The sequence below is a fragment of the Mitsuaria sp. WAJ17 genome, from assembly GCF_014174515.1.
Lineage (GTDB): Bacteria > Pseudomonadota > Gammaproteobacteria > Burkholderiales > Burkholderiaceae_C > Roseateles_B.
Window position 1 is genome coordinate 63,465 of record NZ_JACJUG010000016.1, and the last position, 24,157, is coordinate 87,621.

8 protein-coding genes are annotated in these 24,157 nt (G+C 69.4%); 5 read left to right on the forward strand and 3 right to left on the reverse strand.

Annotation, left to right across the window (positions count from 1 at the left end):
- Positions 1-8: 8 nt before the first annotated feature.
- From H5407_RS14435 to H5407_RS14445, 3 genes are all read right to left on the reverse strand, one after another.
- Positions 9-13,718, reverse strand: coding sequence for a non-ribosomal peptide synthetase (locus H5407_RS14435; protein ID WP_183105156.1), 13,710 nt, complete (start codon positions 13,716-13,718; stop codon positions 9-11).
- A 180-nt stretch (positions 13,719-13,898) separates the two neighbouring features.
- Positions 13,899-20,372 carry a type I polyketide synthase gene (locus tag H5407_RS14440; RefSeq protein WP_183105157.1) on the reverse strand — a complete coding sequence of 2,158 codons (6,474 nt, stop codon included), beginning with the start codon at positions 20,370-20,372 and terminating at the stop codon, positions 13,899-13,901.
- A 1-nt stretch (position 20,373) separates the two neighbouring features.
- Positions 20,374-20,904 carry a hypothetical protein gene (locus tag H5407_RS14445; RefSeq protein ID WP_183105158.1) on the reverse strand — a complete coding sequence of 177 codons (531 nt, stop codon included), beginning with the start codon at positions 20,902-20,904 and terminating at the stop codon, positions 20,374-20,376.
- 493 nt (positions 20,905-21,397) lie between these two features.
- Between H5407_RS14445 and H5407_RS24675 the strand changes: the two genes are divergently transcribed.
- The 5 genes from H5407_RS24675 to H5407_RS14470 are packed head-to-tail and all read left to right on the forward strand — an operon-like array spanning position 21,398 to position 24,137.
- Entirely contained in the window at positions 21,398-21,781 is a 384-nt protein-coding gene (locus tag H5407_RS24675) for a type II secretion system protein (RefSeq protein ID WP_183105159.1), read from the forward strand.
- On the forward strand, positions 21,781-22,239 hold the full coding sequence (locus H5407_RS14455; RefSeq protein ID WP_183105160.1) for a prepilin-type N-terminal cleavage/methylation domain-containing protein: 459 nt from the start codon (positions 21,781-21,783) through the stop codon (positions 22,237-22,239). Before H5407_RS24675 ends, H5407_RS14455 begins: the two co-directional genes overlap by 1 nt.
- 38 nt (positions 22,240-22,277) lie before the next feature.
- The gene (locus H5407_RS14460; RefSeq protein WP_183105161.1) at positions 22,278-22,844 is read left to right on the forward strand and encodes a prepilin-type N-terminal cleavage/methylation domain-containing protein; all 567 of its coding nucleotides are present in this window, start codon (positions 22,278-22,280) and stop codon (positions 22,842-22,844) included.
- A complete protein-coding gene (locus H5407_RS14465) occupies positions 22,834-23,670 on the forward strand; it encodes a type II secretion system protein J (RefSeq protein ID WP_183105162.1) in 837 nt (278 codons plus the stop codon). The genes H5407_RS14460 and H5407_RS14465 overlap by 11 nt, the downstream gene beginning before the upstream one ends.
- A complete protein-coding gene (locus H5407_RS14470; protein WP_183105163.1) occupies positions 23,667-24,137 on the forward strand; it encodes a hypothetical protein in 471 nt (156 codons plus the stop codon). Before H5407_RS14465 ends, H5407_RS14470 begins: the two co-directional genes overlap by 4 nt.
- Positions 24,138-24,157: the final 20 nt, after the last annotated feature.

A 24,157-nucleotide genomic window follows, 5' to 3' on the forward strand; every position in this document is an offset into this window, starting at 1 on the left:
CGGCGCCTTCAGGTCTGCGCCTGCCACTTCGTCAGCACCTGCCCCAGCACCGGGGCATGGTGCGCGCTGATCAGGCCCTCATGCGAGCCCGGCACCTCGAAGACCTGCAGGGCGCCGGCGTGCCGCTGGCCCCAACCATGGTCGGGCGCCGCTGGCCCGTCCTGCTGCTGTGCCTTGAACAGCGCCAGCCGGCCCCGGTAGCGAGGCCCCTGCCCTGCCTGCGCCAGCGTGGCCAGGCAGGCCTCATGCTGCTGGCGCCGCTGGAGATAAGCCCGCACGAAGGCCTGGTCCTGGACCTCGATGATGCGGTGATCCGCCAGCCGCGTGGCCAGGTGGAAGATGCGCTCGGACTCGCTCATCTGCGCCAGCCCTTCGGGCTCCAGGTCCAGGGTGCAGCCCAGGTAGTCCTCGAACTTCGAGAAAATCCGATGCACATGATCGGCATCGAAGGGTGACTGCCCCACCACTGGCGCGGGGATGCGGTCGGGGTGGCTGTCGAGCAGGCCCACGCCTTCGACGGTCTCGCCGGCCTGCTCCAGCAGGGCGGCCAGCCGCAGCGCGATCAGGCCACCGATGGAATGCCCCAGGAGCCGGTAAGGCCCCCGCGGCTGGACCTGACGGATGGCCTGCAGATAGGCCGCGCACAAGGACTCCACGCCATCCAGCGGGGCCAGTTGCCGGGCCTGCAGATCCAGCGGCTCCAGGGCATACAGGGCGTGGCCGGGCATGGCCTGGGCCAGGGCCTGGAAGCCCAGCGCATGGCCATGCACCCCCGGCACGCAGAACACGGGTAGCAGGCCGGCCTGCCCCTTCGGTCCCAGGGCCACCACCGGCGAGGGCAGCCGCCGCTCCAGGCCTTGCTGCCCCTCCAGGTGGCGGGCCAGCTCGCGCACGCTGCGATGCCTGAACAGCGCCTCCACCGGCACGGCCATGTCGAACTCCCGCTGCAGGAAGGCAATCATCCGGATCACACCCAGCGAGTTGCCGCCCAAGCTGAAGAAATCGTCGTCACAGCCGATGGCCTGTGGCGGCAGTCCCAGCAACTGGCACCACTGCGCATGCAGGCGGACCTCGGTGGTGCTCAGCGGGCCTCGCTTCCCCCCGGCCGGTGCCAGGCGACCTGCCCCCTCCTGCTCGCCCAGGCAAGCCAGGGCCTGGCGGTCCACCTTGCCATTGGGGGTCAGGGGCAGCGCAGCCAGCCAGACCAGGGTCTGGGGCACCATGTAGTCCGCCACCCGCTGCGCCAGCAGTGCGCGCAGCGCCGCCAGGTCCGGCTCCACCTCGCAGGCGATGAAGGCCTGCAACTGCTTCTGCGTGGGTTCTCCCTGGGCCAGCACGACGGCATGGCGCACGCCGGGCAACTGGCTCAGCTGCGCCTCGACCTCGCCCAGCTCCACGCGGTAGCCGCGGATCTTGACCTGGAAGTCACAGCGGGCGATGTACTGCAGCTCGCCGTTCTCCAGCCGGCGCACCAGGTCGCCCGTCCTGTACAGGCGCGCGCCCGCCTCGGGGCTGAAGGGATCGGGGATGAAGCTGGCCGCCGTCAGGGTCGGGCGGTTCAGGTAGCCGCGCGCCACCCCCGCTCCGCCGATGTACAGCTCGCCCACGACGCCCAGGGGCACCGGCCGCAGGCGGGCGTCCAGCACATGGGCACGGGTGTTGGCGATGGGCCGGCCGATGGGCGGCGGCCCCGACTGCTCGGGGCGGCAGGCATGGGTCGTGGCGCAGACCGTGATCTCCGTGGGTCCGTAGGCATTGACGAAGCGCCGCCCCTGCGACCAGCGCCGGCTCTGGGCCTCCGGCAGAGCCTCGCCGCCGGCCATCAGGTAGCGCAGGGTCGGCAGCGTGAGATCCTCGGGCAGCGCCGCCAGGAAGGCCGGCGACAGGCAGGCGTGCGTGATCTGCTCCCGCGCCACGTAGCCGGCAAAGGCAGCGCCGGACAGCAGGGCATCCCGCTGCATCACGTGCAGACTGGCGCCGGCGCACAGGGACATGCCGAAGTCCATGGGGAAGACGTCGAAGCTGAAAGACAGCGCCTGCGCCAGCCGGCTGTGCCCGTCCACAGCGCCCCGCGCGATCATGTCGGTGCTGAGGTTGCACCAGCCGCGGTGCTCGATCATCACGCCCTTGGGCACGCCCGTGGAGCCGGAGGTGTAGATGACATAAGCCAGATGCCCGGCCCGCACGGGCACGCCGTGGGGGTTCTCGGGCGAGGCCTGCGCCCATTGCGCCGCATCGCGGTCCAGGTCCAGGCAGGCCGCACCGGGCGGCAGCAGCGAGGCCAGACTGGCGCTGGTTGGCGTGTGCACCAGCACCACGCGGGGCTCGCAGTCCCGCAGGATGTCACCGATGCGGCGGGCCGGGAGATGCGGATCCATGGGCACGAAGGCCCCGCCTGCCTTGAGCGTGGCCAGCACGGCGACGGCCATGTCCGCGCAGCGGTCCAGGCAGACGGCCACGCGCTCATCAGGCCCCACGCCCAGCTGGATCAGCCGGTGAGCCAGTCGGTTGGCCCGGGCGTTGAGCTGCGCATAGCTCAGGCGGACCGCACCGCTGACCACGGCCGGGGCTTGCGGCGTGCGCAGCACCTGCGCTTCGACCAGCGCATGCAGGCAGGCCTCCGAGGGCCAAGCGGCGGCGGTGGCGTTCCAGTCCTGCAGTTGCAGGCGCCGCTCTTCCTCGCCGATCATGTCGAGGTCCTGCAGCAGCGTGCCTGGCGCCGTGGCCAGGGCCTGCACCAGTTGCTCCAGCACCGTCACCAGATAGCCGCACAGGCGCTGGGCATCGATGCCGCCATGGACCTGGGCGCTGAGCCGGAAGCCGTCGCCCAAGTCGTCCACGCACAGGCCCACCGGGTAGTTGCTGCGCTCCGGGCTTGACAGCACCTCGACCCCGGGGCCGAACAGGCTGGTGGCGTCGGCGCTGCGGCTCGAGTGCCGGTAGTTCAGCAATGCCGTGAACAGCGGCGCCGGTGCGGCCACGCCGCTGCAGCGCTGGGCCAGGGCCAGCGAGGCGTGCTCATGGCGCATCAGGCTGTTGAGCAGGCGGTGCACCGCCTGTGCGCCATCCCTGACCGTCTGAGCCCCCAGCTCGACCACCATGGGCAGGGTGTTGATGAAGAGGCCCAGGGCCCGGTCGGCACCCTCGCCGCCCTGCATGCGCCCGAAGAGCACCGTGCCGAAGACCACGCGCTCCTGCTGGGCCAAGCGGCCCAGCACCAGGGCCCAGGCCAGGTGCATCAAGGTGGCGGCCGAGACTCCCAGGCGGCTCGCGCCCTGCCGCAAGCGCTGCGCCAGGTCCGGCGTGAGCTCGCGGACGCCTTCTTGCGCCACGGCGCCCGGCGGGATCTCCAGCAGGCCATAGGGCGCCGTCGCTTCGTTGATGTCCTGGAGCAGGGTCCGGAAGAAGGCCTGGTGCTCGGCCTCCATCACGCCGGCGCGCGACTGGGCCACGAAGTCCCGGAAGGGCCGGGGTCGCGGGAGGGCTTGCCCGCGCATGCAGGCCATCACCTCGGCCACCATCTGTTCCATGGTGGTGTGGTCCACGACCAGGTGGTGCAGCAGGGCCTGCATCAGCCAGCGCCCGTTCGCGGGATCCTCGGCGACGACGGCGCGCATCATCGGGGCCTGGCGGATGTCCAGGCGGCAGTGGGCCGGGTCCAGGTGCGCGCTCAGGCGCCGAGCCACGTCGCGGTCCCCCTCTCCCGCCGCGGGCAGCATCTCCAGCTGCAGGGGCGCCTGGCGCCAGACCACCTGCACCGGCTGCGACGCCTCCTCCCAGAGGATGGACGTACGCAGCACGTCGTGGCGCCGCACCACCTCCGCCATGGCCGCCACAAAGGCGTCCAGGCGCTCGCGGCTGTCGAAGGCCATCAGCATGGGCAGGCCGTAGACATCACCCGCCGTGCGGGACAGGTAATGGAACAGCAGGCCCTCCTGCAGGGGTGCCAGTGGGTAGATGTCCTGCACATTCGCCGCTGCGCCCGGCACGCGGGAGGTGATGCGGTCGATCTCGTCCTGCGACAGGCGCAGCAACGGCAGCATCTCGGGCGTGATGCGGCTGCAACCTTCCGGGATGAGCGGCTCCGGCACAAGCTGCGGGCGGGCGCCGCGGGACACGGCCGCCGCCATCTGTGCAAGGGTGGGTGCGCCCAGCAGTTCGCGGATGTCGATATGAAGGCCGGCCTGGCGCAGGCCCTGCATGAGCGACAGGGCCAGCAACGAATGGCCGCCCAGCTCGAAGAAATTGTCATGGCGGCCCATGGGCGGGCACTGCAGCACTGCAGACCAGAGCTGCTGAAGCAGGATCTCCGTCTCGCCCTGCGGGGCTTCAAAGGCGCGCTGCACGGCGGCCTCGGCCTGAGGGGCCGGCAGGGCCTGGCGGTCGAGCTTGCCATTGCTGCTGAGGGCGAAGGACGCCATGTGCACGAAGGCGCTGGGCACCATGTAGTCGGGCAGCGCGCATGACAGGGCAGCGCGCAGCACAGCGGGGTCCAGCGGTACGCCGCCCGTGCAGGTGTAGTAGGCCACCAGGCGCGGCCCGCCGGCCTGGTCCTCGCGGGCCAGTACCACGGCCTCGCGCACGCCGTCCACGGCGCAGAGGCTGGCCTCGATCTCGCCCAACTCGATGCGCAGGCCGCGCAGCTTCACCTGGAAGTCATTGCGCCCCAGGTACTGGATCCGGCCATCCGGCAGGAAACGCGCCAGGTCGCCCGTCCGGTACATGCGGGCGTCGTCCTGCGGGGCGAACGGGTCCGCCAGGAAGCGCTCGGCACTCAGCTCAGGGCGGTTCCAGTAGCCCCGGCCTACCTGCACCCCACCCAGGTACAACTCGCCGGTCACGCCAATGGGAACGGGCTGCAGGCGGGCATCGAGGATGTAGGTCCGGGTGTTGGCGATGGGCCGCCCGATGGGGATGAAGTCCTGGGTCGCGCCGGGTCTGCAATGCCAGGCCGTGACGTCCACCGCGGCCTCGGTGGGACCGTAGAGATTGTGCAGCTCGACCTCCGCAAAGCGCTCATGGAAGCGGGACACGAGGGCGGCCGGCAGGGCCTCGCCGCTGCAGAAGACGCGCCGCAAGCCGGGATAGTGCCTGCGCTCGGTCTGGTCGAGGAAGACCTGCAGCATGGAGGGCACGAAATGCAGGCAGCTGATGGCCTCCTCGAGCAGCAGCTCGCTCAGGTACAGCGGGTCCTTGTGGCCCCCGGGCCGCGCCAGCACCAGGCGCGCACCGCAGATCAGGGGCAGGAAGAACTCCCACACCGACACGTCGAAGCCATAGGGAGTCTTCTGCAGGATGCGGTCCTGCGGCGTGATGGCATAGGCCTCGCGCATCCACAGCAGGCGGTTCACCACGGCACGGTGCTCGTTCATGGCGCCCTTGGGCCGCCCGGTGGAGCCGGAGGTGTAGATCACATAGGCCAGGTGACGCGAGCCCAGGCCCAGCGCGGCGGGCGGCAGGTCCTGCGTGCCGAGAGCGGCCCAGGCGGCGGCGTCCCGGTCCAGGTCCAGCATCGGACCTTGGGCCTGAGGCGCCAACAGGTCTCGCGTGGCCCCGTGAACCAGGGTCAGCACGGGCTGGCAGTCTTGCCGCATGTAGGCCAGGCGCTCAGCGGGGTAGTCGGGGTCCAGTGGTACATAGGCCCCACCGGCTTTGAGCGTGGCCAACAGGGCCAGCACCAGCTGATGGCCGCGGGCCAGGCACAGGGCGACGCGCTGGTCCGGCCCCACGCCCAGGCTGCGCAGGTGCCGCGCCAGCTGGTTGGCCGCGCCATTGAGGGCTTCGTAGCTGAGCGTCAGGGTGCCATCGACCAGGGCCACGCGCGAGGGTGTCCGCCGGGCCTGCTGCTCGACGAGCTCGTGAATGCACAGCTGCTCGGGGAACGGGGTTTGGGTCGCGTTCCAGTCCTGCAGCAGGAGGCGGCGTTCGTCCTCGCCCAGCAGTGGAAGATTGGCAATCTGCGCCTCGTCGTTGGCCACCATGGCCTGCAGCAGCTGCCGCCAGCAGCGGGCATGCCGCTCCATGGAGCCGGCGTCGAACAGCGCACAGGCGTATTCGAGCTCGCCCACGATGCCGTCCGCCCCGTCCTGCAGCAGCAGGGACAGGTCCAGCTTGGCGCTGCGCGGCCAGTTGGGAGTCAGGGGCGTGGCGCGCACGCCGGTCATGGCCAGGGCCTCGCTGGAGGCCGGCTGCCAGGCGAAGAGGCACTGGAACAGCGGCGTGTGCGCCGTGCTGCGCGGCGGCTGCAGGCGCTCGACCACCTGCTCGAAAGGCAGGTCCTGGTGGGCCTGCGCCTCCAGGACCAGGGTCTGCGTCTCGCGCAACAGAGTCCCCACCGTGGCCGAGCCGTCCAGGCGCAAGCGCAGGGCCAGGGTGTTGACGAAGCAGCCAATGAGGGACTCCGTGTCCCGGTGCTGGCGCCCCGCGACCGGCGTCCCGATGACCAGGTCCGACTGGCCCGACAGGCGGCTCAGCAGCAGCGCCCAGCTTGCGAGCAGGGTCACATACAAGGTACAGCCATGGCGCAGGGCCAGTTCACGCAGCTGCGCGCTAAGCCCTGAGCCCAGGGCAAGGGGCAGCGCCGCGCCCTCGAAGCGTTGTGCATGGGGGCGCGGCCGGTCTGTGGGCAGCTCGATCAGGACCGGGCTGCCCTGCAGCTGCTGCGTCCAGTAGCGGGCCTGCGCTTCAAGTGCCTCGCTGGACACCAGCTGCTGCTGCCAGGCCGCGTAGTCGGCGAACTGCAGAGGCAAGGCCGGGAGGGGATCGCTGCCCAGATCGGCATCGGCCTGCACATAGGCCGCGTAGAGAGCCACCAGCTCGCGCATCAGCAGATCCAGGGACCAGCCGTCGGACACGATGTGGTGTAGGGCCACGATGAGGGTGTGCTCGTACTCGGCCGTCTGGACCAGACTGGCCCGCAGCAGAGGGCCGTTCTCCAGGTCGAAGGCGGCGCAGGCCACGCGGTCCAGCTCCGCCTGCAGCTGGGCCTGGCTCTGTGCCTGGCTCAGTGTCTTTGCGCGCAGGTCCAGGCAGCGCAGCAGTGGGCGTGCTCCGCTTTGCTGGGGCGGCCGGATCTGCTGGACCACGCGCCCCGCGTCCACCACGAAACCGGTGCGCAGGCTCTCGTGGCGCGCCACCACCCGCTCAAAAGCGGCACAGAGGGCCCCGTGGTCGATCTCGCCATGCAGGCTCACACCGCCCACGATGGCATAGGCCCGAGCCACCTCCGGCAGCTGCGAGAGGAACCAGAGCCGCTGCTGGGTGGGCGAGGCAGGCAAGACCTGACCCCGGTCGGCGCAGGGGATGGCCTGCACCAGAGCGCGGGCTGCCCGCCGCACCGCCCCGGCGAAGCTGGCCAGGGTGGGATGGGCGAATAGGTCGTTGATCACGACATGGACGTTCAGGGCCGAGCGCACACGCGACACCAGCTGCACCGCCAGCAGCGAATGGCCGCCGCGCTCGAAGAAGTTGTCATGGCGGCCCAGCTCGGTACAGCGCAGCACCTCGCACCAGAGGCGGCTCAATTGCTGCTCCAGCGCGCCCTGAGGAGCCTGATCCGGCGCCAGGGCCTCGCCTTGCTCATCGGGCACCGGCAGTGCGTGGCGGTCGAGCTTGCCGTTGGGCAGGCGCGGCAAGGCGTCCAGAAGCAGGAAGCGGCCAGGCACCATGTAGTCCGGCAAGTCCTGCGACAGCGCCGCGCGCAGGGCCTCGACGTCCACCGAGGCCCCCGCAGCCGGCACCACATAGGCCAGGAGGCTGGATGCCTCGTGCAGCACCACCAGGGCCTCGCGCAAGCCGGGCTGTGCCAGCAGGCGGTTCTCGATCTCGCCCAACTCGATGCGCAGGCCGCGCAGCTTGACCTGGAAGTCCAGGCGTCCGAGGTACTCGAGCTGTCCGTCAGCGCGCCAGCGCGCGCGGTCTGCGCTGCGGTACAGGCGCGGGGCCGGCTGCCCGGCGGGCGCTGCCACGAAGGGATCGGGCAGGAAGCGCTGGGCCGTCAGCTCGGGCTGGTTCAGGTAGCCCGGGCCAACGCCCTCCCCGGCGATGCACAGCTCGCCCGCGGCCCCCAGTGGCACCGGCTGCTGCCGCTCGTCCAGGACGTAGGCGCGGGTGTTGAGCAGCGGCCGGCCCAGCACCGGCAGCGGGCCGGCATCGCGGATGCGGCACATCACCGTGTCAACCGTCGTTTCCGTAGGGCCGTAGACATTGAAGATATCGCAGCCCTCACAGGCCTGCAGGCGCATCCACAGGGCCTGATCAATGGCCTCGCCGCCCACCAGCAGCACGCGCGGCAGCTTCAGGCCGGGGCGGGCCTCCAGCAGGGCCGCCAGCAGGCCGGGCGTGAAGTCCAGCCCCTGCAACTCCCAGCCGACGATGCACTGCGCCAGGCGGTCCATGTCCAGGCGCTGGTCTTTGGAGAGCAGGTGCAGGCTGGCGCCGTAGCCCAGCATCAGCCACTGCTGCACGGAGGCATCGAAGGCCAGCGAGGCGTTGAGGCCCAGGCGCAGGCCTGCCAAAGCATCGGCGCCACCATAGGCCTGGCAGGCCAGCGCATGCGCCAGGTGGGCGGCCTGGCGGTGCTCGATCGCCACGCCCTTGGGCTGCCCCGTGGAACCCGAGGTGTAGATGAGGTAGGCCAACCGGGACGGGTCCGCGCCGTTGTCGGCCCGGACAGGGTTGGTCTCGGGCCACCGCAGGGCCTGCAGCGCATGGGCATCCAGGTCAATGGCCTGCTCCGCGCCGAGCTGGGCCACCAGGGCCTGGGTCCGCCCGTGGTACAGCAGCACGCCAGCCTGGCTGTCGGCCAGCATGTGGCGCAGGCGCGCCGGCGGGTAGTCGGGATCCAGCGGCACATAGGCTGCGCCGGCCTTGAGCGTGGCCATGAGGGCCACCATCTGGTCCACACCCCGGTCCAGGCACAACGCCACGCGCTGCTGCGGCTTCAGCCCCGCGGCAAGCAGTCGATGAGCCAGGCGGTTGGCCGCCGAATTGAAGGAGGCGAAGTCCAGCGCCCGGACCTCATCGCGCAAGGCCAGGGCCTTCGGGCTGCGCGCGACCTGCCGCTCGAACAGCTCATGGATGCAGGCGTCCCGCTCATGCGGCGAGGCCGTGGCGTTCCAGTCGAACAGCACTCGCTGGCGCTGCGCCGGGCTGAGCGCGCTGTAGGACGCCAGCGGAGCGGCCGGGCGGCCGGTGCACTCGTCCAGCAGCGCGTCCCAGGCCTCCAGCCAGGCCTCTGCGGTCTCGCGGGCAAAGAGGGCCGTGGCATGGCTGAGCGTGGCCTGCAGGGTCTTGCGCCCGGCGGCGTCCATGCGCTCGCGCAGGCTCAGCATCAGGTCCATCTTGACGCTGGGGTTCTCCAGCACCAGGCGCTGCAGGCGCAGGCCGCCCATGGCCAGGACGGGCGGCTCGGCCAGCTGCAGGTCCAGCAGACAGTCGAAAATCGGGTTGCGCGACAGCTCGCGCGGCGCCACGCGGCTGGCGATGTCCTCCAGCTGGAAATGCGGATGCTCCAGGGCCTCCAGGCAGGTCTGGCGCACGGCTTGCGCGTACACGTCCAGAGGCATCTGCGCCTGCGGCCGGCAGCGGATGGGCAGCGTGCCCACGAACATGCCCACGGTCTGGTGCCAGGCTTCATCGCCGCGGCCGGCATGGGGCGTACCGACCACGAGGTCCTCCTGGCCAGAGAGCTTGGCCAGCAGCAGGCTGAACACCACCAGATGGCCCATGTGCGGCGTCAAGCCCTGCTGCCGGCACCAGGCGTCGAAGCGGGCCAGGCGGTCCGCGTCCAGCGTGCGGTGGACTTCGGCGCCGGCGTAGGAGGCCTGCGCGGTGCGGGAAAAGTCGGTGCTCAGCGCTAGGCGCGGAGCATCGGCCAGTTGGGCAAGCCAGTGCGCGGTGTCCGCCTCACGCCGGGGGTGCTCGGCGGCCCAGGCAGAGAAGTCCCTGTATTGCAGCGGTTCCGGCCCCAGGGACTGCCCGTCCATCAGCTGGGCGAGTTCGGCCAGCAGGAGCCCCAAGGACAGGCCATCGCAGACGCTGTGGTGGATGTCGATGCACAGCAGCCCACCCTCCCCCTCCTCGAACTCAAGCAGTTGGGCCCGCAGGAGCAGGTCTTGCTGCAGGTCGAAGGGCCGGATGAAGCGATGCACGGCGTCCAGCACCGCCTCGCGCCGCACGCGCCCCAGGCCCAGCTCGAAGGCGGAGGCCTCCACGGGCACTTGCATCAGCAGGCCCTCCTCCAGGCGGAAACGGGTGCGCAGGGCCTCGTGCCGCTCCAGCAGGCGGGTGATGGCCAGGCGCCAGGCCGGCACGTCCACGGGCCCGTCGAAGACAAAGGCCTGCGGCATGTTGTAGGCGATGCCGGGGGACGGCAGCATCTGATCGACGAAGAACAGGCGCTGCTGCGCCGCGGAGGCCGGGAAGCTAGCCAGCCGCGGCTGGCGCACGATGCCTGCCGGGAGTGCGGCCTGGGACGAGGCCTGGGTCAGGGCTTCCACATGCTCGGCCAGCGCCTGCAGCCGGGTGTGGGTGAACAAGGCATCCAGCCCGACTTGCTTGCCGAAGGCTCTTTTCAGCTGCAGGGACATCTCGATCGCCAGCAGGGAATGACCGCCCAGCTCGAAGAAGTCATGCTCGCGACCGATCGGGCCCGCCGCGGGGAAGAAGCCCTGCCAGATGCGGGCGATGGCCGCCTCGGTCGCATCGACCGGCTCGACGTAGCAGCTGGCGGGCGCCAGGCGGTCCAGGTGCTCGGCCAGCTTGCGGCGGTCCAGCTTGCCGTTGACCGTCATGGGAATCTCGTCGATCACGGCGATCAGCGCAGGGACCATGTAGGCCGGCAGGAAGGCGGACAGCGCCTGCCTGAGCTGCGCGATCCCGGCCTCGCCGAAGTGCTCGGCGCCGTGCTCGGGCTGGACCACGGCGCATAGGGTCTTGTCGCCCCGCGCATCGACCCGGTCGAAGACGGACACCGCCTTGACCGGCGCCTTCTTGAGGATCCAGCTCTCGACCTCCCCGCATTCGATGCGGTGGCCGCGGATCTTCACCTGGTGGTCCGTGCGCCCCAGGTACTCCAGCTCGCCCCGCGAGGTCCAGCGGGCCAGGTCGCCCGAGCGATACATGCGCGGTCCGGCGCCGAAGGGGTTGTCCAGGTAGCGCTGGGCATTGAGCTCCGGCCGGTTCAGGTAGCCGCGGGTCACGCCCCAGCCGCCCACGTAGATCTCGCCGATCACGCCAGGCGGGCACAGCTGCTGGTGCGGGTCCAGCAGGTAGATGGTGTGGCTGTCCAGCGAGACACCGATGTTGGAGCACTGGCCGTTGGCGATGTCCTCGTCGCTCAGGCGCTTGTAGCTGGTGTGCACCGTGGTCTCGGTGATGCCGTACATATTGATCAGCACGGTCTCGGGGTACTTCTCGCGCCACCGGGCCAGGCGCCCCGGCAGCAGGGCTTCCCCGGCGAAGTTCACCCAGCGCAGGGCCAGTCGGTCCTCGCAGTCGGCATCGACATCGATGAAGCGATAGAAGGCCGTGGGCGTCTGGTTCAGCACCGTGATGCCTTCGTCGCGCACCAGGCGGCGAACGGCCAGGGTGTCGCGCGTGGTCTTCTTCGGGATGATCAGCAGGCTGCTGCCATTGAGCAGGGCGCCGAAGATCTCCCAGACCGACACATCGAAGGCATAGGAGTGGAACAGGGCCCAGCGGTCCTCGGGCGAGAAGTCCAGCTTGGGGTTGCCGTACAGCAGGGCGTAGAGGCAACGGTGCTCGACCATCACGCCCTTGGGGCTGCCCGTGGTCCCCGAGGTGTAGATCAGGTAAAGCAGGTCCGAGGGCTCGTTGCATTCCGCCAGCACCGCGTCAGCGGGGCCATGAGCGCCGATGTCCTCGATCAGCGGCAGACCCTTGGCACGCAGTGCCTCGAACAGGGCGGCCTTGTCCTGAACCACAGGAGGCTGAGTGATCAGGCAGCGGGGCTGGCAATCCGAGAGGATGAAGTCCAGGCGCTCGTCGGGGCAGTCCGGCTCTATGGGCACATAGGCCGCGCCCGCCTTGATGACGGCCAGCAGGGCCACCACCATGTCGAAGGATCGATCCATCAGCAGCGCCACGAACTCGTTGCGGCCGACGCCCTGCTCGCGCAGATGCGCCGCCAGCCCGTTCACCCGACGCGCCAGCTCGTGGTAGCTCAGGCGCCGGCCCTCGTGGACCAGGGCGGTGCGTTCGCCCATGCGAGCTGCCGTCTCTTCGAAGACGCTGCCGATGGGGCGCATGTCCTGCAAGCCTATCGTGGCCGGCCAGGCGCAAAGCTGCGCCGCCTGGGCGGCACTCAGCAGGGACATCTCGCGCAGCCGCGCCTGCGGCTTGGCCACGATGTGGGTGATGAGCTGCAGCAGCTGATCGCGCCAGCGCTCCAGCGTCTCGCGCCGGAACAAGGCCGTGGCGTAGTCCAGCTTGAAGACAATGTCCTCGCCGCGCTCGAGCGCCTCCAGGGACAGGTCGAACTGGGAGCGCGCACGATCGAAGGCCTGGGGCGTGAACTGCAGCGCATGCTCGCCGAAGCTGTCCAGCGTGCGCACCTGCAGCACGAACAGGGTGTCGAACAGGGGATTGCGCGCAGCATTACGCCGGATGCCCAGCTTCTCCACCAGATGCGAGACATCGCAGTCGGCATGCTCGATGCAGGCATGGGTCGCCGCCTTCACCTCGTGCATGAAGTCCGTGAAGCGCAGCTCGGCCCGCGGCCGCGTGACGACCGGCAGCGTGTTGACGAACATGCCCGGGACCTCGCGCAGCTCCGGCAGCGGCCGGCCCAGCACGGGCGTGGCGATGGTGATGTCCTCCTGCCCGCTGAGCTTGGACAGAAACAGGGCATAGACCGCCATCAGCCCGGCATGCAGGGTCAGCTTCTCCGCACGGACCAGGGACTTCAACGGCGCGGCCAGGGCGCCCAGCGAGAACTCCAGCGTAGCGCCGAGGAAGTCCTTGCGCTCCGGCCGGTCGAAGTCCAGGGGCAGCTCCAGCAGGGGCGAAGGCTGGGCCAGGGCCTGCAGCCAGTACTGCTCATGCGCCTTGAAGGCCGGCAATTCCTGCTGGCGGCGGGCCCAGGCCACGTAGTCGAGATACTGAAAGCGCGGCGCAGGCAAGACCTGACCCTGGTAGAGCCGGGCCAGCTCGCTGTTGATGAGGCCGGCCGAGAAGCCGTCGCCGATGAGGTGGTGGCTGTCGAAGACGACGAAGCTCCCCTCCTCCGTCGTCACCAGCGCGCAGCGCATCTGGCAGGGCTGGGTCAGGTCGAAAGGCCGGATGAAGTGCCGCAGCCAGGCGTCCAGGTCGGCGTGGGCCAGCTGCGCCTGCTCCAGCTCGAAGTTCACCGCTTCGGGCGCATGCACGCGCTGCACGATGTCGCCCTCCTCCATCACGAAGGAGGTGCGCAGGATGTCATGCCGCCGGACCAGCTGCCGCAGGCAGGCCTGCACCTTGTCTGGCGACAGCTCGCCCTCCACCCGCAGGACCTCGGGCAGGTTGTAGGCGATGTCCTTCTGCCCGTTCATCTGGCACAGCAAGTAGATGCGGCGCTGCGCCGCCGACAGCGGACCGCTGCGCGCCCGCGAGGCCTGCAGGCCTGCCGGCATGCCAGCCCCCTCGCCCATCGGGCGGCCTCCCTGCGCCTCCTTCTTGCGCAGGATCTTGCTGATCAGGTCTTTCTTGCTGACATCCATGGGTTGACTCGTGGGCGGTGGTCGAGCCGCCGGGCGGCGGCGGGCGAAGGGCGGCACGGTAGACCTTGCAGGCAAGGCAGGCCGTGAGGCCTCCGGGGCAGGACGAAGGAAGAGGCGGAAGGCGGCGGGCGTGCCGTCTTCCGCCGGGGCGTGGGCCCGGGCTTGGGGCTGAGCGCAGGCCTAGGCGAAGGACCGTGCCGGCGGCTCCTGCGCCAGGGCTTGGCCCGGTGCTTCGGGCACGGCCGGCGCAGGATCGTCCGCGGCGGCGTCCTCAATGAGAGCCTCGATCTGCGCCAGGATTCGCTCCGCAAGGCTCACGATGCTGGGGCCGCTGAGCATGTCGATGAGCGCAATCTCCACCCCCAGCTCGGCCCGCAGGGCCATGGTGATCTCCGCGGCGATCAGAGAGTCCACGCCCAGCTCGATGATGCTGGCGTGCACATTGATCTGGGCGGGATCCATCTTGAAGATCTGCCCGAAGCGCGCGCTGAGCTGTGCCTGCACATACTGGCGACGCTGCTCGGGACCAGCGTCGATGACGGCCAGCAGGAGCTGCTGCAGCGGATCCTCCTCATCAGCCTGCCCGGACGAATCCAGCACCTCGCTGTACAGGCCTGAGGCGGACTGCGAGGGATTGGCCGCCTTCCACTGCGTCCAGTCCATGCGGAAGACGCCCACCTGCGCGCGCGCCTCGCCGAGCACCTGCTCCAGGGCCTGCATCGCCAGCTCGTTGCCCACACCCTGGATGCCCGCCAGGGCCAGCATCCGGGTCAGCTCGGCGTCCTGTGCCAGCACGCCGCTGTCGCTGAGCACGCCCCAGTTGATGGTCCGGGCCGGTACGCCGCGTGCGCTCAGGTGGCTGGCGTAGCCATCCAGGAAGCTGTTGGCCGCCACGTAATTGGCCTGCCCCGCGTTGCCGATCAGCGAGGAGATGGACGAGAACATCAGGAAGAAGCGCAGCTCGGCCTGCCCCAGGGCGGCGGCGAGGTTGAGGGCGCCCTGCATCTTGGGCCGCATGACCTTGCGGTAGCGGGCCTCGTTCATCTGGCTGACGAAGCCGTCGTCCAGCACCATGGCGGCATGCATCACGCCGCGCACCGGCGGCATGCCAACGAGCACCTCGTCCAGCGCCGCCTGGAGCGCGCCGGCGTCGGCGATGTCCAACGCGCTGACCTGCACGCTGGCGCCCTGCTCCCGCATCGCCTCGACGGCTTGCTCGGCCTCAGCGCTGCCGACGCCCGAGCGGCTGATCAGCACCAGATGCCGGGCCCCCTGCTGCACAAGCCAGCGCGCGCACTGCAGGCCGAAGCCGCGGGTGCCCCCCGTCACCAGGTAGCTGCCATCCCAGGCCTGGCCGGCCAGCCGGGCCTGGCGGGCGACCGGCACGGGGGCCTGCACCTCCAGCAGCCGCACGGCGGCATGGCCTGGCGTCTTCAGCTCGCGCAGTGCCGCGGCGATGTCCCGCCAGGGATGGGCCGGGACCGGCGCCACGGGCAGCCGGCCCTCCGCCAGAGCCTGCAGCAGCTCGCGCAGGCAGTCCTCCAGGGTGGGGAAGTGATCGCGGAACAGCTCGTCGATCTCGATGGCCTGGTAGCTGGCATTGGCGCGCAGCGGCAGCAACAGACCGCCCTTGCACGGCAGCTGCGCCGAGCGGCAGTCCAGCACACGCGCAAAGGGCTGCAGGCGGGGCAGCTGCTCGATGTCCTGCCAGCCGTGGTTGATGAAGACATCGACCCCGGCGACCAGCCCGTCCAACTGATCCTTCCAATGTCCGCCCTCGGCGGCGAGGTAGCGGGCGCCGGCATGCCGGGCCAGGCCCTCGCGCGCCAGCGGCGAGGACTCCTCGTCCACGAAGCTCGGCGCATAGCCTCGCTGCTGGGCCTCATGCAGCACCGTCTGCACGAAGGCGCCCCAGCGCCCCTTCACCACCAGTCGGCCACCACGGGCCGGCGTGCCCAGGGTCTTCATCAGGTAGTGGGCGCGCAGGCATTCGTACATGTCCGGCAGGGCTGAGGGGTCCAGGGACTCGGGCAGGCGCAACAGCCCCTGCGCTGGCACGACCGCGTAGTTGCCCAGGCCATTGGCCTGCAGGGACAGCACGCGCTCGCCCAGGGCCACTCGGTTCACGGCGGCGCCCTTCTTCACGACGACGCCCACGCACTGCATGCCGGGCTGGTAGCGGAAGTAGTGCCGGGCGGGATCGTCCGGCAGGACGCTCAGCTGGCTGTTGTGCAGGTCGAAGCCATTCAGCAGACGCTGCTCGACCGCGATCTCCACCTCGTCATCGCCCAGCACCCGCTGGCCCGACCCTTGCGGGCAGGCCGCGAGCAGCACCCGGGGCTGCAGGCTGAACGGCAGAGGCGAACCCAGCGCCGCGGCCAGGTCCTCCAGCTGCACGCCCTCGCCCGGCGCGCTGTCCTGAACGGCCTCCTGGGCCGCCGTCTCGCTGGCACAAGGCAGCAGCACGTGGCGGTACAGGAGCTCGCCGCGCACGGCCAGCTCCTGCACGCCGGGGTCCTGGACGATCAACGCCTCAATGGCCCGGCGCAGCTGCCCATCCGGCGCGCTGGCGTCCGCGCCGCCCAGGTCGATGCTGGCGCAGCGCAGCTGGCGGAACTCGGTGTTGAGCGTGCGTGCCAGGCCGGGCAGCGCCAGCTGGGCCAGGCCCTCGACGCGGTCGCCGGGCTGCACGGCGCAGGCCTCCTGCGTGATCAGCACCAAGCGGCAGCCTGGCGCCGGTCCGCGCTGGGCGGCGCCAGGCTCGATCCCCTGCGCGATCCCCTGCGCAATCTGCCCCAGGCGGACGCAATGGGCGATGCTGGCTTCCAGCGCCTGCGCCTCGGTCGAGGCTGCCTGGGCGTGATAGGCCACCACACCAATCGGTTGGCTCCGCAGCAGCGCAGTGAAAGCCTCTTCGCTCCAGCGAGAGGCATGCAGTGTCAGCACCGGCTGGCGCGAGTCGAGGCGGGCGGCGATGAGGGAAGCGACATGCGCACCGCCGTCCGCGCTGTCGGTGACCAGCAGCACGGCACCGCTGGCGGGCTGTGCCTGGGCCAGCAGCTCGGGCTCGCAGGGCAGCCAGGAGCTGCGGTACAGGGCCTCCTCCACGCGCGCGCCGCCGGGACCGAAGCTGGGCAGGGCCTGGCAAGTCACCCCGAGGATCTCGACGATGGGGTTGTCCTGCTCGTCAAAGACCATGAAATCGGCCTTGAGCGACTTGGCCGAGCGCCAGCTCAGGCGACCCAGCACCTTGTTGCGCGCCGTGACCGGGCCATGCACGCTCAGGCGCTCGATCCGAACCGGCACGAAGGGCACGCCCTGCGAGCCGCCGAACAGCAGCAGGGTCTGGAACACACTGTCCAGCACGGTGGGTGGCAGGATGTAGGCCGGCTCGTGCGCCAGGGTGTTGTCGAGCTCGGCATACACCTTATCGCCCTGGGACTTCAGGCTGCGGATGGGACGGAAGCTGGGGCCGTACTGCAGCCCGGTGCCTGCAATGGCGCGGTAGAAGGCGTCCACGTCGTGCGAGCGGAAGCTGTCCAGGTCCTGATCCAGCATGTCCAGCTCGCGGTCCAGCGGCGCAAGGGCGGCGAACTCGCCGCGCGCATGGCACTCCCAGCTCTCCTTCAGCGCCGTGCGGGTGCTGTGGATGCGAAAGTCCTGCGCCTCCTCGGAAAATGACGACACGATGCGCGTCTCCTGGGCCTCCATCTCGTCGGCCAGGGCCAGGAAGCGCTCGAAGGCCAGGCCCTGCAGGCTGCCCGTGCGGGCGCCGGTGCGCTGCTCCATGAGGGCCAGGGCGGCCTCCACGTAGAAGGCGCCGGGCACGACCGTCTTGTCGTCGATGCGGTGATCGACCAGGTAGGGGAACAGGGCATCGGCCAGCTCCACCTCCCAGGCCGGGCGCGGCAGCTCCAGGTCCCGCTTCAGGATGGGATGGCCGCGGCTGCCGAACTTGTCCTGGTGGAACCTGGGCGAGCCGTTGTCGTAATGTTGCCGCTGCCAGGGGTAGACGGGCAGGACGACGCGCGGGCCGCCCGCCTGTGGCTGCAGGGCCTCCCAGTCCAGGCGATGACCTTGCGAGTACAGGGTCCCCAGGGATTCGATGAGCGTGGCCTGTTCGGGCATCTGGCGCCTGAGGCTGCTGTAGACCTGCCCGCTGAGCTTGCGCTCCTGCAGGATCTCCCGGACCGAGTTGCCCAACACCGGGTGCGGGCCGACTTCAAGAAAGCTGCGCAAGCCGTCGTCGGCGAGGGCCTCCACGGTGCGGGCGAAGCTGACGGTCTCGCGCACGTTGTGCCACCAGTAGCGGGCGCCGAAGTCTCCCGGGCCGGCCTGGCGGGCGGTGACTGTCGAGTAGCAGGGAATGGCGGCGGTGCGCGGCTGGATCTGGCGCAGGCAGTCCTGGATCTCGTGCTCGATGGGGTCCATGAGCGGGCTGTGGTAGGGCACCTCAACCTGCAGGGCGCGATGGAAGACGCCCGCCTGTTGCAGCGTCCCCGCCAGCGCCTGAAGGGCCTCCGTGTGCCCGGCCAGGGTCACGGCGCGCGGGGAATTCACGGCCGCGATGGAGACCTTGCCCTCATGCTCGCGCAGATAGTCCTGCACGGCCGCCTCGGACAGGCCCACGGCCATCATGCCGCCAGTATGGGCCAGTGTGCCCTGTAGGCGGCTGCGGTGGTAGCTCACCAGGAGGGAATCTTCCAGGCTCAGGATGCCGGACACATAGGCGGCGGTGACCTCGCCCACGCTGTGGCCCACCACGGCCGCGGGCTCGATGCCCCAGGAGCGCCAGAGCGCGGTGAGGCCGGCCTGGATCGCGAAATTGGCAGGCTGGGCGACCTCCGTCCGGGCCATGCGCGAGCTGGCCTCGGGGCGTGTCATCTCCTCCAGCAGGGACCAGCCGGCAATGCCCTGAAACACCCGGTCATACTCACGCAGCGTCTGCGCGAACAGGGCGCTGCTGGCCAGCAGCTCCTGGCCCATGCCCCACCACTGCGGCCCCATGCCCGAGTAGACAAAAACCAGGGGCTGGGCACCGCTGGGCTGCGCCACCTGGCTGAAGCCCTCGGTGGCCGCGCCCTCTGCGACCTGTCGAAGGCGGGCGATCAGCTCCTGCTTGTCGCGGGCCCAGACCAGGCCGCGGCGCTCGTAGTGCGTGCGGCGCGTCGAGACATGACGCAGCAGGGGCCGCACACCGACCTTGTCCTGCGCCAGCAGCTCGCCGTACTGCGCGGCCAGCGCGCGCAGGGCGTCCTGGCTCTGGGCCGACAGGGGCAGCAGCAGCGGGCCTTGCCCGGCCTCGTCGCCGCCTGGCGCGGCCTCATGCACCGACGCCACGGCCGGCGCCTGGCTCAGGATGGCGTGGGCATTGGTGCCGCCGTAGCCGAAGGAATTGACGCCGGCATAGCGCTTGTCGCCGCGTTGCGGCCAGTCCTGCATGTCAGTGGCGACCTGCAGGCACATGCTGTCGAAGGGGATGGCTGGATTGGGCGTCTCGAAGTGCAGATTGGCGGGAATCCTTCCGCGCGACAGGGACAGCACGGTCTTGATCAGGCCGGACATGCCCGCCGCAGCCTCCAGGTGGCCGATATTGGTCTTCACCGAGCCGATGCGCAGCTTGTCCCTGCGGCCGGGGGCGAATACCTCGTTGAGAGCCGAGGTCTCGGCCTTGTCGCCGGCCTGCGTGCCGGTGCCGTGGGCCTCGACGTAGTCGATATGGGCGGGCGTCAGCCCCGCCTTGTCCAGGACTGAGCGGATCAGCGCCGCCTGGGCCTTCGGGTTGGGCAGACTGATGCCCTGGGTCGTGCCGTCCTGGTTGACGCCGGTGGCCTCGACAACGGCGTAGATGTGGTCGCCGTCGCGCTGGGCCTGCGACAGGCGCTTGAGCAGGACCATGCCCGCCCCCTCGCCGCGGGCATAGCCGTTGGCGCGTTCATCCCAGGTGAAACAGCGGCCGTCCTTGGAAAGCAGGCGGCCCTTGCACATCTCCAGGAAATGCTCGGGCTGGGTCATGGCGTTCACGCCGCCGACCAGGGCCGCCTCGCATTCGCCTGCCAGCAGGCTCTGCACCGCGAGATGCAGGGCAACCAGGGAGGACGAGCAGGCTGTGTCCACCGTCAGACTCGGCCCCTTGAGGTCGAAAACATAGGACAGGCGGTTGGACAGCAGGGTGGCCGTCGAGCCGGTCACGGACTGCGAGACATACCAGTTCCGGTTGTGGACGCTGGCGGCCTCGATGCTGGCGTCCATGCAGAACCCGCCGACGAAAACCCCCATGCGGCTGCCCAGGTAGCGTTCCTCGGGCATGCCGGCGTCCTGCAGAGCCTTGGCCGCCACCTCCAGCAGCAGGCGCTGCTGGACATCGATCACCGGCGCCTCGCGGGGGGAGATTCCGAAATACAGGGGATCAAATGCGCGGATATCTCCCTGCAGAAATCCCCCGCGCCGCACATACATCTTCCCCGGCTTTTCAGAGCCATAGGGCGAATAAAAACGCCGCCAATCCCAACGGTCCTCTGGAATATCCACAGTTGCATCGGTCTTGTTTTGTAGCAACTGCCAGAATGAATCCGGATCCACCGCCCCGCCTGGAAAACTCAGGCCAATACCGACGATAGCCACCCGATCCCGGTTGAATCCCTCACTCGACATATCATGCACCTCGTTTTATTTCACGCAGCTGGAGTTGGTAGAAGAGCTTCTCTGCGACAGTGATCAACATGAATGGCAGGGCCCCTGCCAGGTTTTCGTTGCCTTTGAAGGTCCAGGCAATGGGCAGGCAGGCTGCGTAGACCAGCAGCAATAGCCAGGAATAGCGCTTGTGTTTGATCCCGGCCGCCGTGCTGGGATGGAAAAGGCCAGCATCCTGGCTCAGCAGCCAGATGAAGCCGACCAGAAGAATGGTCACGAACATCCCCACCTCACCGAGATAGAGGAAGAAGGCGCTGAGCCCGTCAAAAGGTGACAGCAGCAGCGAGGCCGCAAAGACGAAGAAAACGTTTGTAGCGAAGAAAAGCGGCGTGTAGGCCACCCGCAGCGCTCTCAGCAGCAGCAGGGCCGCCAGGGCGCATGCGCCCGCCACCAGGATGCGCTGCGTCATGTCCAGACCCAGAGCCCGGATGGCAACGAACACCAGCAGCGGCACGATTTCAAGAAGAAACAGGAATCGCGACAATTTGCGCATGATTCACCCATTCAATAGTTCATTGGGCAGGGGCCCTCTTACAGAATGCGGCAGGCCTTTGTTAAGCTCTACCTATCCGGCGGCAAGAACGAGTGAGCCGGGATGCGCAACATTATTCCGCGCGAGCAATGGGGGATTTAAAAAACCACACTGTTCTTCCGGACGGCTTGTCAAATCCGGCCTTTCAAAGCTGAAGCCCTTGAAAACCGAGAATTAGCGCCCCACCCCTGCCTGTTTCAGGCGGACGACCGCCGCATCCCGGGAGCGACAGCAGCGGGCGAACCGGCCGTCCTGGCAGCGTTTTCCCTGCCCCGGTTTTTGAGCTGGATCGCAGGAATGCGTTGGCAGGGCAACACCTTGCGAGACTTCGTGAAAGAAGTCCTTCACCCTGAAGGTCGAAAGCCGATACCGTGAGCACACATCCGGTCTAGGAGTGGAGGCGTGGGCCGTCACGCCGGATGTCAGGCCTGGCCTGAATCACGGAGCTATCCGCATGCGCAAGAACAATCAAGCTGGTTTCACCCTCATCGAGCTGGTGATGGTGATCGTCATCCTGGGCGCCCTGGCAGCCATCGCCCTACCCAAGTTCGTCGATTTCGGCAGCGATGCCAAGGCCGCCGCCGTGCAGGGTGTCGCCGGCGCCCTGAGCTCGGCCTCCGCCATCAACTACGCCGAGCGCAAGGCCAAGGGCACTGGTGCGGGCGTCAAGATCGTGGACTGCGACGACGTCAAGAAGGCCCTGCAGGCCGGCGATGTGCCGTCCGGCTACACCATCACCACGCCGGCCCCCGTGGGCGCCGATGCCACCAAGGCCGACTGCGTGGTGAACGGCCCCAGTGGCGCCAGCGCCGCCTTCACGGCGACCGGCATCCTCTGATGAGCTCAGCGGCCCGCCGTGCCGCGGCGGGCTTCACGCTGGTCGAGCTGATCATCACCCTGGTGCTGGTCGCTGCACTGGCGGTCTATGCCGCACCGAAGTTCGCCGATCTCGACGGCTGGCGGCTGCGGGCCTTTGGCGACGACCTGCGCTCCCGCTGCCTGGAAGTGCAAAGCCTGGCCATCAACCAGCGCCGGGCCATCGTCGCCACTTTCAGCAGCACGGGCGCCACATTCGCCTATGGTGACGGCACGCCGCTGACCCCGGTCAGTTGCCCGGCCCGCAACAGTCCCTGCCTGAGCCTGGGCAGCCCCGTGAGCGCGACGTTCTTTGCGACCAGCACCGGGCTCACCAGCACCTCCAGCGGCAGTGCCCTTGATCTCACGGTCAGCCACGGCAGCCACAGCAAGCGCTACCGTCTTGAAAACGAAACGGGCCTCTTTCACGCGCTTCCTTGAAGCGCCGCGACAGGCCCGCCTGCACTAGCATGCCGGCCATGCCCAACCGTCCTGCATTCACCGCCACCCTGCGGCCCCAGGCCGGCCTGACCCTGGTGGAGCTCTTGGTCTTCATCATGGTCCTGGGCCTGGCCCTGGCCGGCGTGCTGCAGGTATTTGCCATGGCAACGCGCGCCAGTGCCAACCCACAGGCCCAGCGGCAGGCCCTGGCCATCGCCGAATCCCTGCTGCAGGAAGTGCAGCTGCAGCCCTTCACCTTCTGCGATCCGGACGATGCGGCCGCCACCACCGCCGCCTCCGCGGCAGGTTGCGCCACAACGGCCGAGGCTCTGGGCCCCGAGGCCGGCGAGACGCGCTACACCGCCCCGCAGTTCGACAATGTCAACGACTACCACGGCTTCAGCATGAGCGGCATCGTTGACATCACCAACTCCCCCGTCGCAGGCCTGTCCGGCTACAGCGCCAGCGTGCAGATCGCGCCTGCGGCGCTGATGACCGTCCCGGCCGGAGATGCCCTGCGCATCACCGTGCAGGTCAGCGGCCCCGGCAATACCTCGGTCACCCTGCAGGGTTACCGGACCCGCCAGGCTCCCAATGCGGGCTGAACGCCACCCCGCCGCAGGCCAGCGTGGCTTCACGCTGATCGAGGCCGTCATGGTCATCGTGGTGATGGGCGGCATCATCGCGGGCGTGTCCGTCTTCATCGCGCCGGCCATACGTGGCTACCTGGACAGCGCCGCCCGCGCGGACCTGGCCGCCCGCACCGACCTCGCCCTGCGGCGCATCGCGCGGGACCTTGCGGAGTCCCTGCCCAACAGCGTGCGCATCAACGCCGCCGGCACCACCCTGGAGCTGGTGCCCACCACCGGCGCCGCGCGTTACCAGACGGAGGGTGCCGGTGCCCTGGTCTTCGGCACGCCTGCCGCCAGCTTCAAGCTGGTGGGGCCAGGTCTTGCCATGGAGGCCAGCCAGCAGTTGGTCTGGTACAACCTCGGCGTCAACGTGCCTGATGCCAATGCCTACGCGGGCATCAGCAGCGCGAGCAATCGGCGCATTGCCAGCAACGCCGCCGGCACCGCCACCACCATCAACCTGGCCAGCAATCCGGGCCTGCCGGTGAGCCTGATGGCGCCACCCTATCGTGTCTACGCCGTCAGCTCGCCCATCACCTATCGCTGCGACCCCACGGCCCGCACGCTGACGCGCTACAGCGGCTACGGCTTCCAGCCGGCCCTGCCGGACCCGCCCACGGGCGGCAGCAGCGCCCTGCTGGCCGAGGGCGTCAAGTCCTGCAACTTCGTCTACGAGGCCGCCGTCGTGGCCTACCGGGCCGGCACGGTCAACCTGAGGCTGGAACTGCAGGCCGACACGGTGCTGGGCAATGAGTCCGTCCAGCTCTTCCGGGCCGTGCACGTGGAGAACCTGCCATGAGCCCCAGGTCGCAAGCCGGTTTCACCACGGCCTCCCTGGTCTTCATCCTGGTGGTGCTGGGCGCGCTCGGCGCCGCCATGGCCCTGTTCACGCAACGCCAGCACATGGGCTCGGCGGCCGAGCTGTCCGCGGCGCGCGCCTACCAGGCCGCCCATGCCGGGCTGGAGTGGGCCAGCTTTGAAGTCCTGCGCAAGCCGCTCCCGCCGGCGGCCGCGCCCGCCTGCTTTGGCACCACGCAGCTGAGCTTTGCGCCGGCCACAGACGCCACGCTCTCCGATTTCACAGTCACGGTGTTCTGCGCGCGCACGCCGGCCAGCGGCACGGTCAGCGATGGTGCCACCACTCTCGTGTTCTACGAACTGACGGCAGTAGCCTGCAACCAACCGGTGGGCGGCGCCTGCCCAGCGGGCGCGACGCCGTCGGCGACCTATGTGGAACGCAGCCTCAGCAGGCGGGTGGCACGATGAAGAGGTCCTCCACGCTCCAT

Excerpts from the sequence above, each read along its gene's own strand:
- H5407_RS14460 (WP_183105161.1), top strand. The coding sequence starts at position 22,278 with ATGCCCAACCGTCCTGCATTCACCGCCACCCTGCGGCCCCAGGCCGGC.
- H5407_RS14465 (WP_183105162.1), top strand. The coding sequence starts at position 22,834 with ATGCGGGCTGAACGCCACCCCGCCGCAGGCCAGCGTGGCTTCACGCTG.
- H5407_RS14435 (WP_183105156.1), bottom strand. The coding sequence starts at position 13,718 with ATGGATGTCAGCAAGAAAGACCTGATCAGCAAGATCCTGCGCAAGAAG.
- H5407_RS14455 (WP_183105160.1), top strand. The coding sequence starts at position 21,781 with ATGAGCTCAGCGGCCCGCCGTGCCGCGGCGGGCTTCACGCTGGTCGAG.
- H5407_RS14470 (WP_183105163.1), top strand. The coding sequence starts at position 23,667 with ATGAGCCCCAGGTCGCAAGCCGGTTTCACCACGGCCTCCCTGGTCTTC.
- H5407_RS14445 (WP_183105158.1), bottom strand. The coding sequence starts at position 20,904 with ATGCGCAAATTGTCGCGATTCCTGTTTCTTCTTGAAATCGTGCCGCTG.
- H5407_RS24675 (WP_183105159.1), top strand. The coding sequence starts at position 21,398 with ATGCGCAAGAACAATCAAGCTGGTTTCACCCTCATCGAGCTGGTGATG.
- H5407_RS14440 (WP_183105157.1), bottom strand. The coding sequence starts at position 20,372 with ATGTCGAGTGAGGGATTCAACCGGGATCGGGTGGCTATCGTCGGTATT.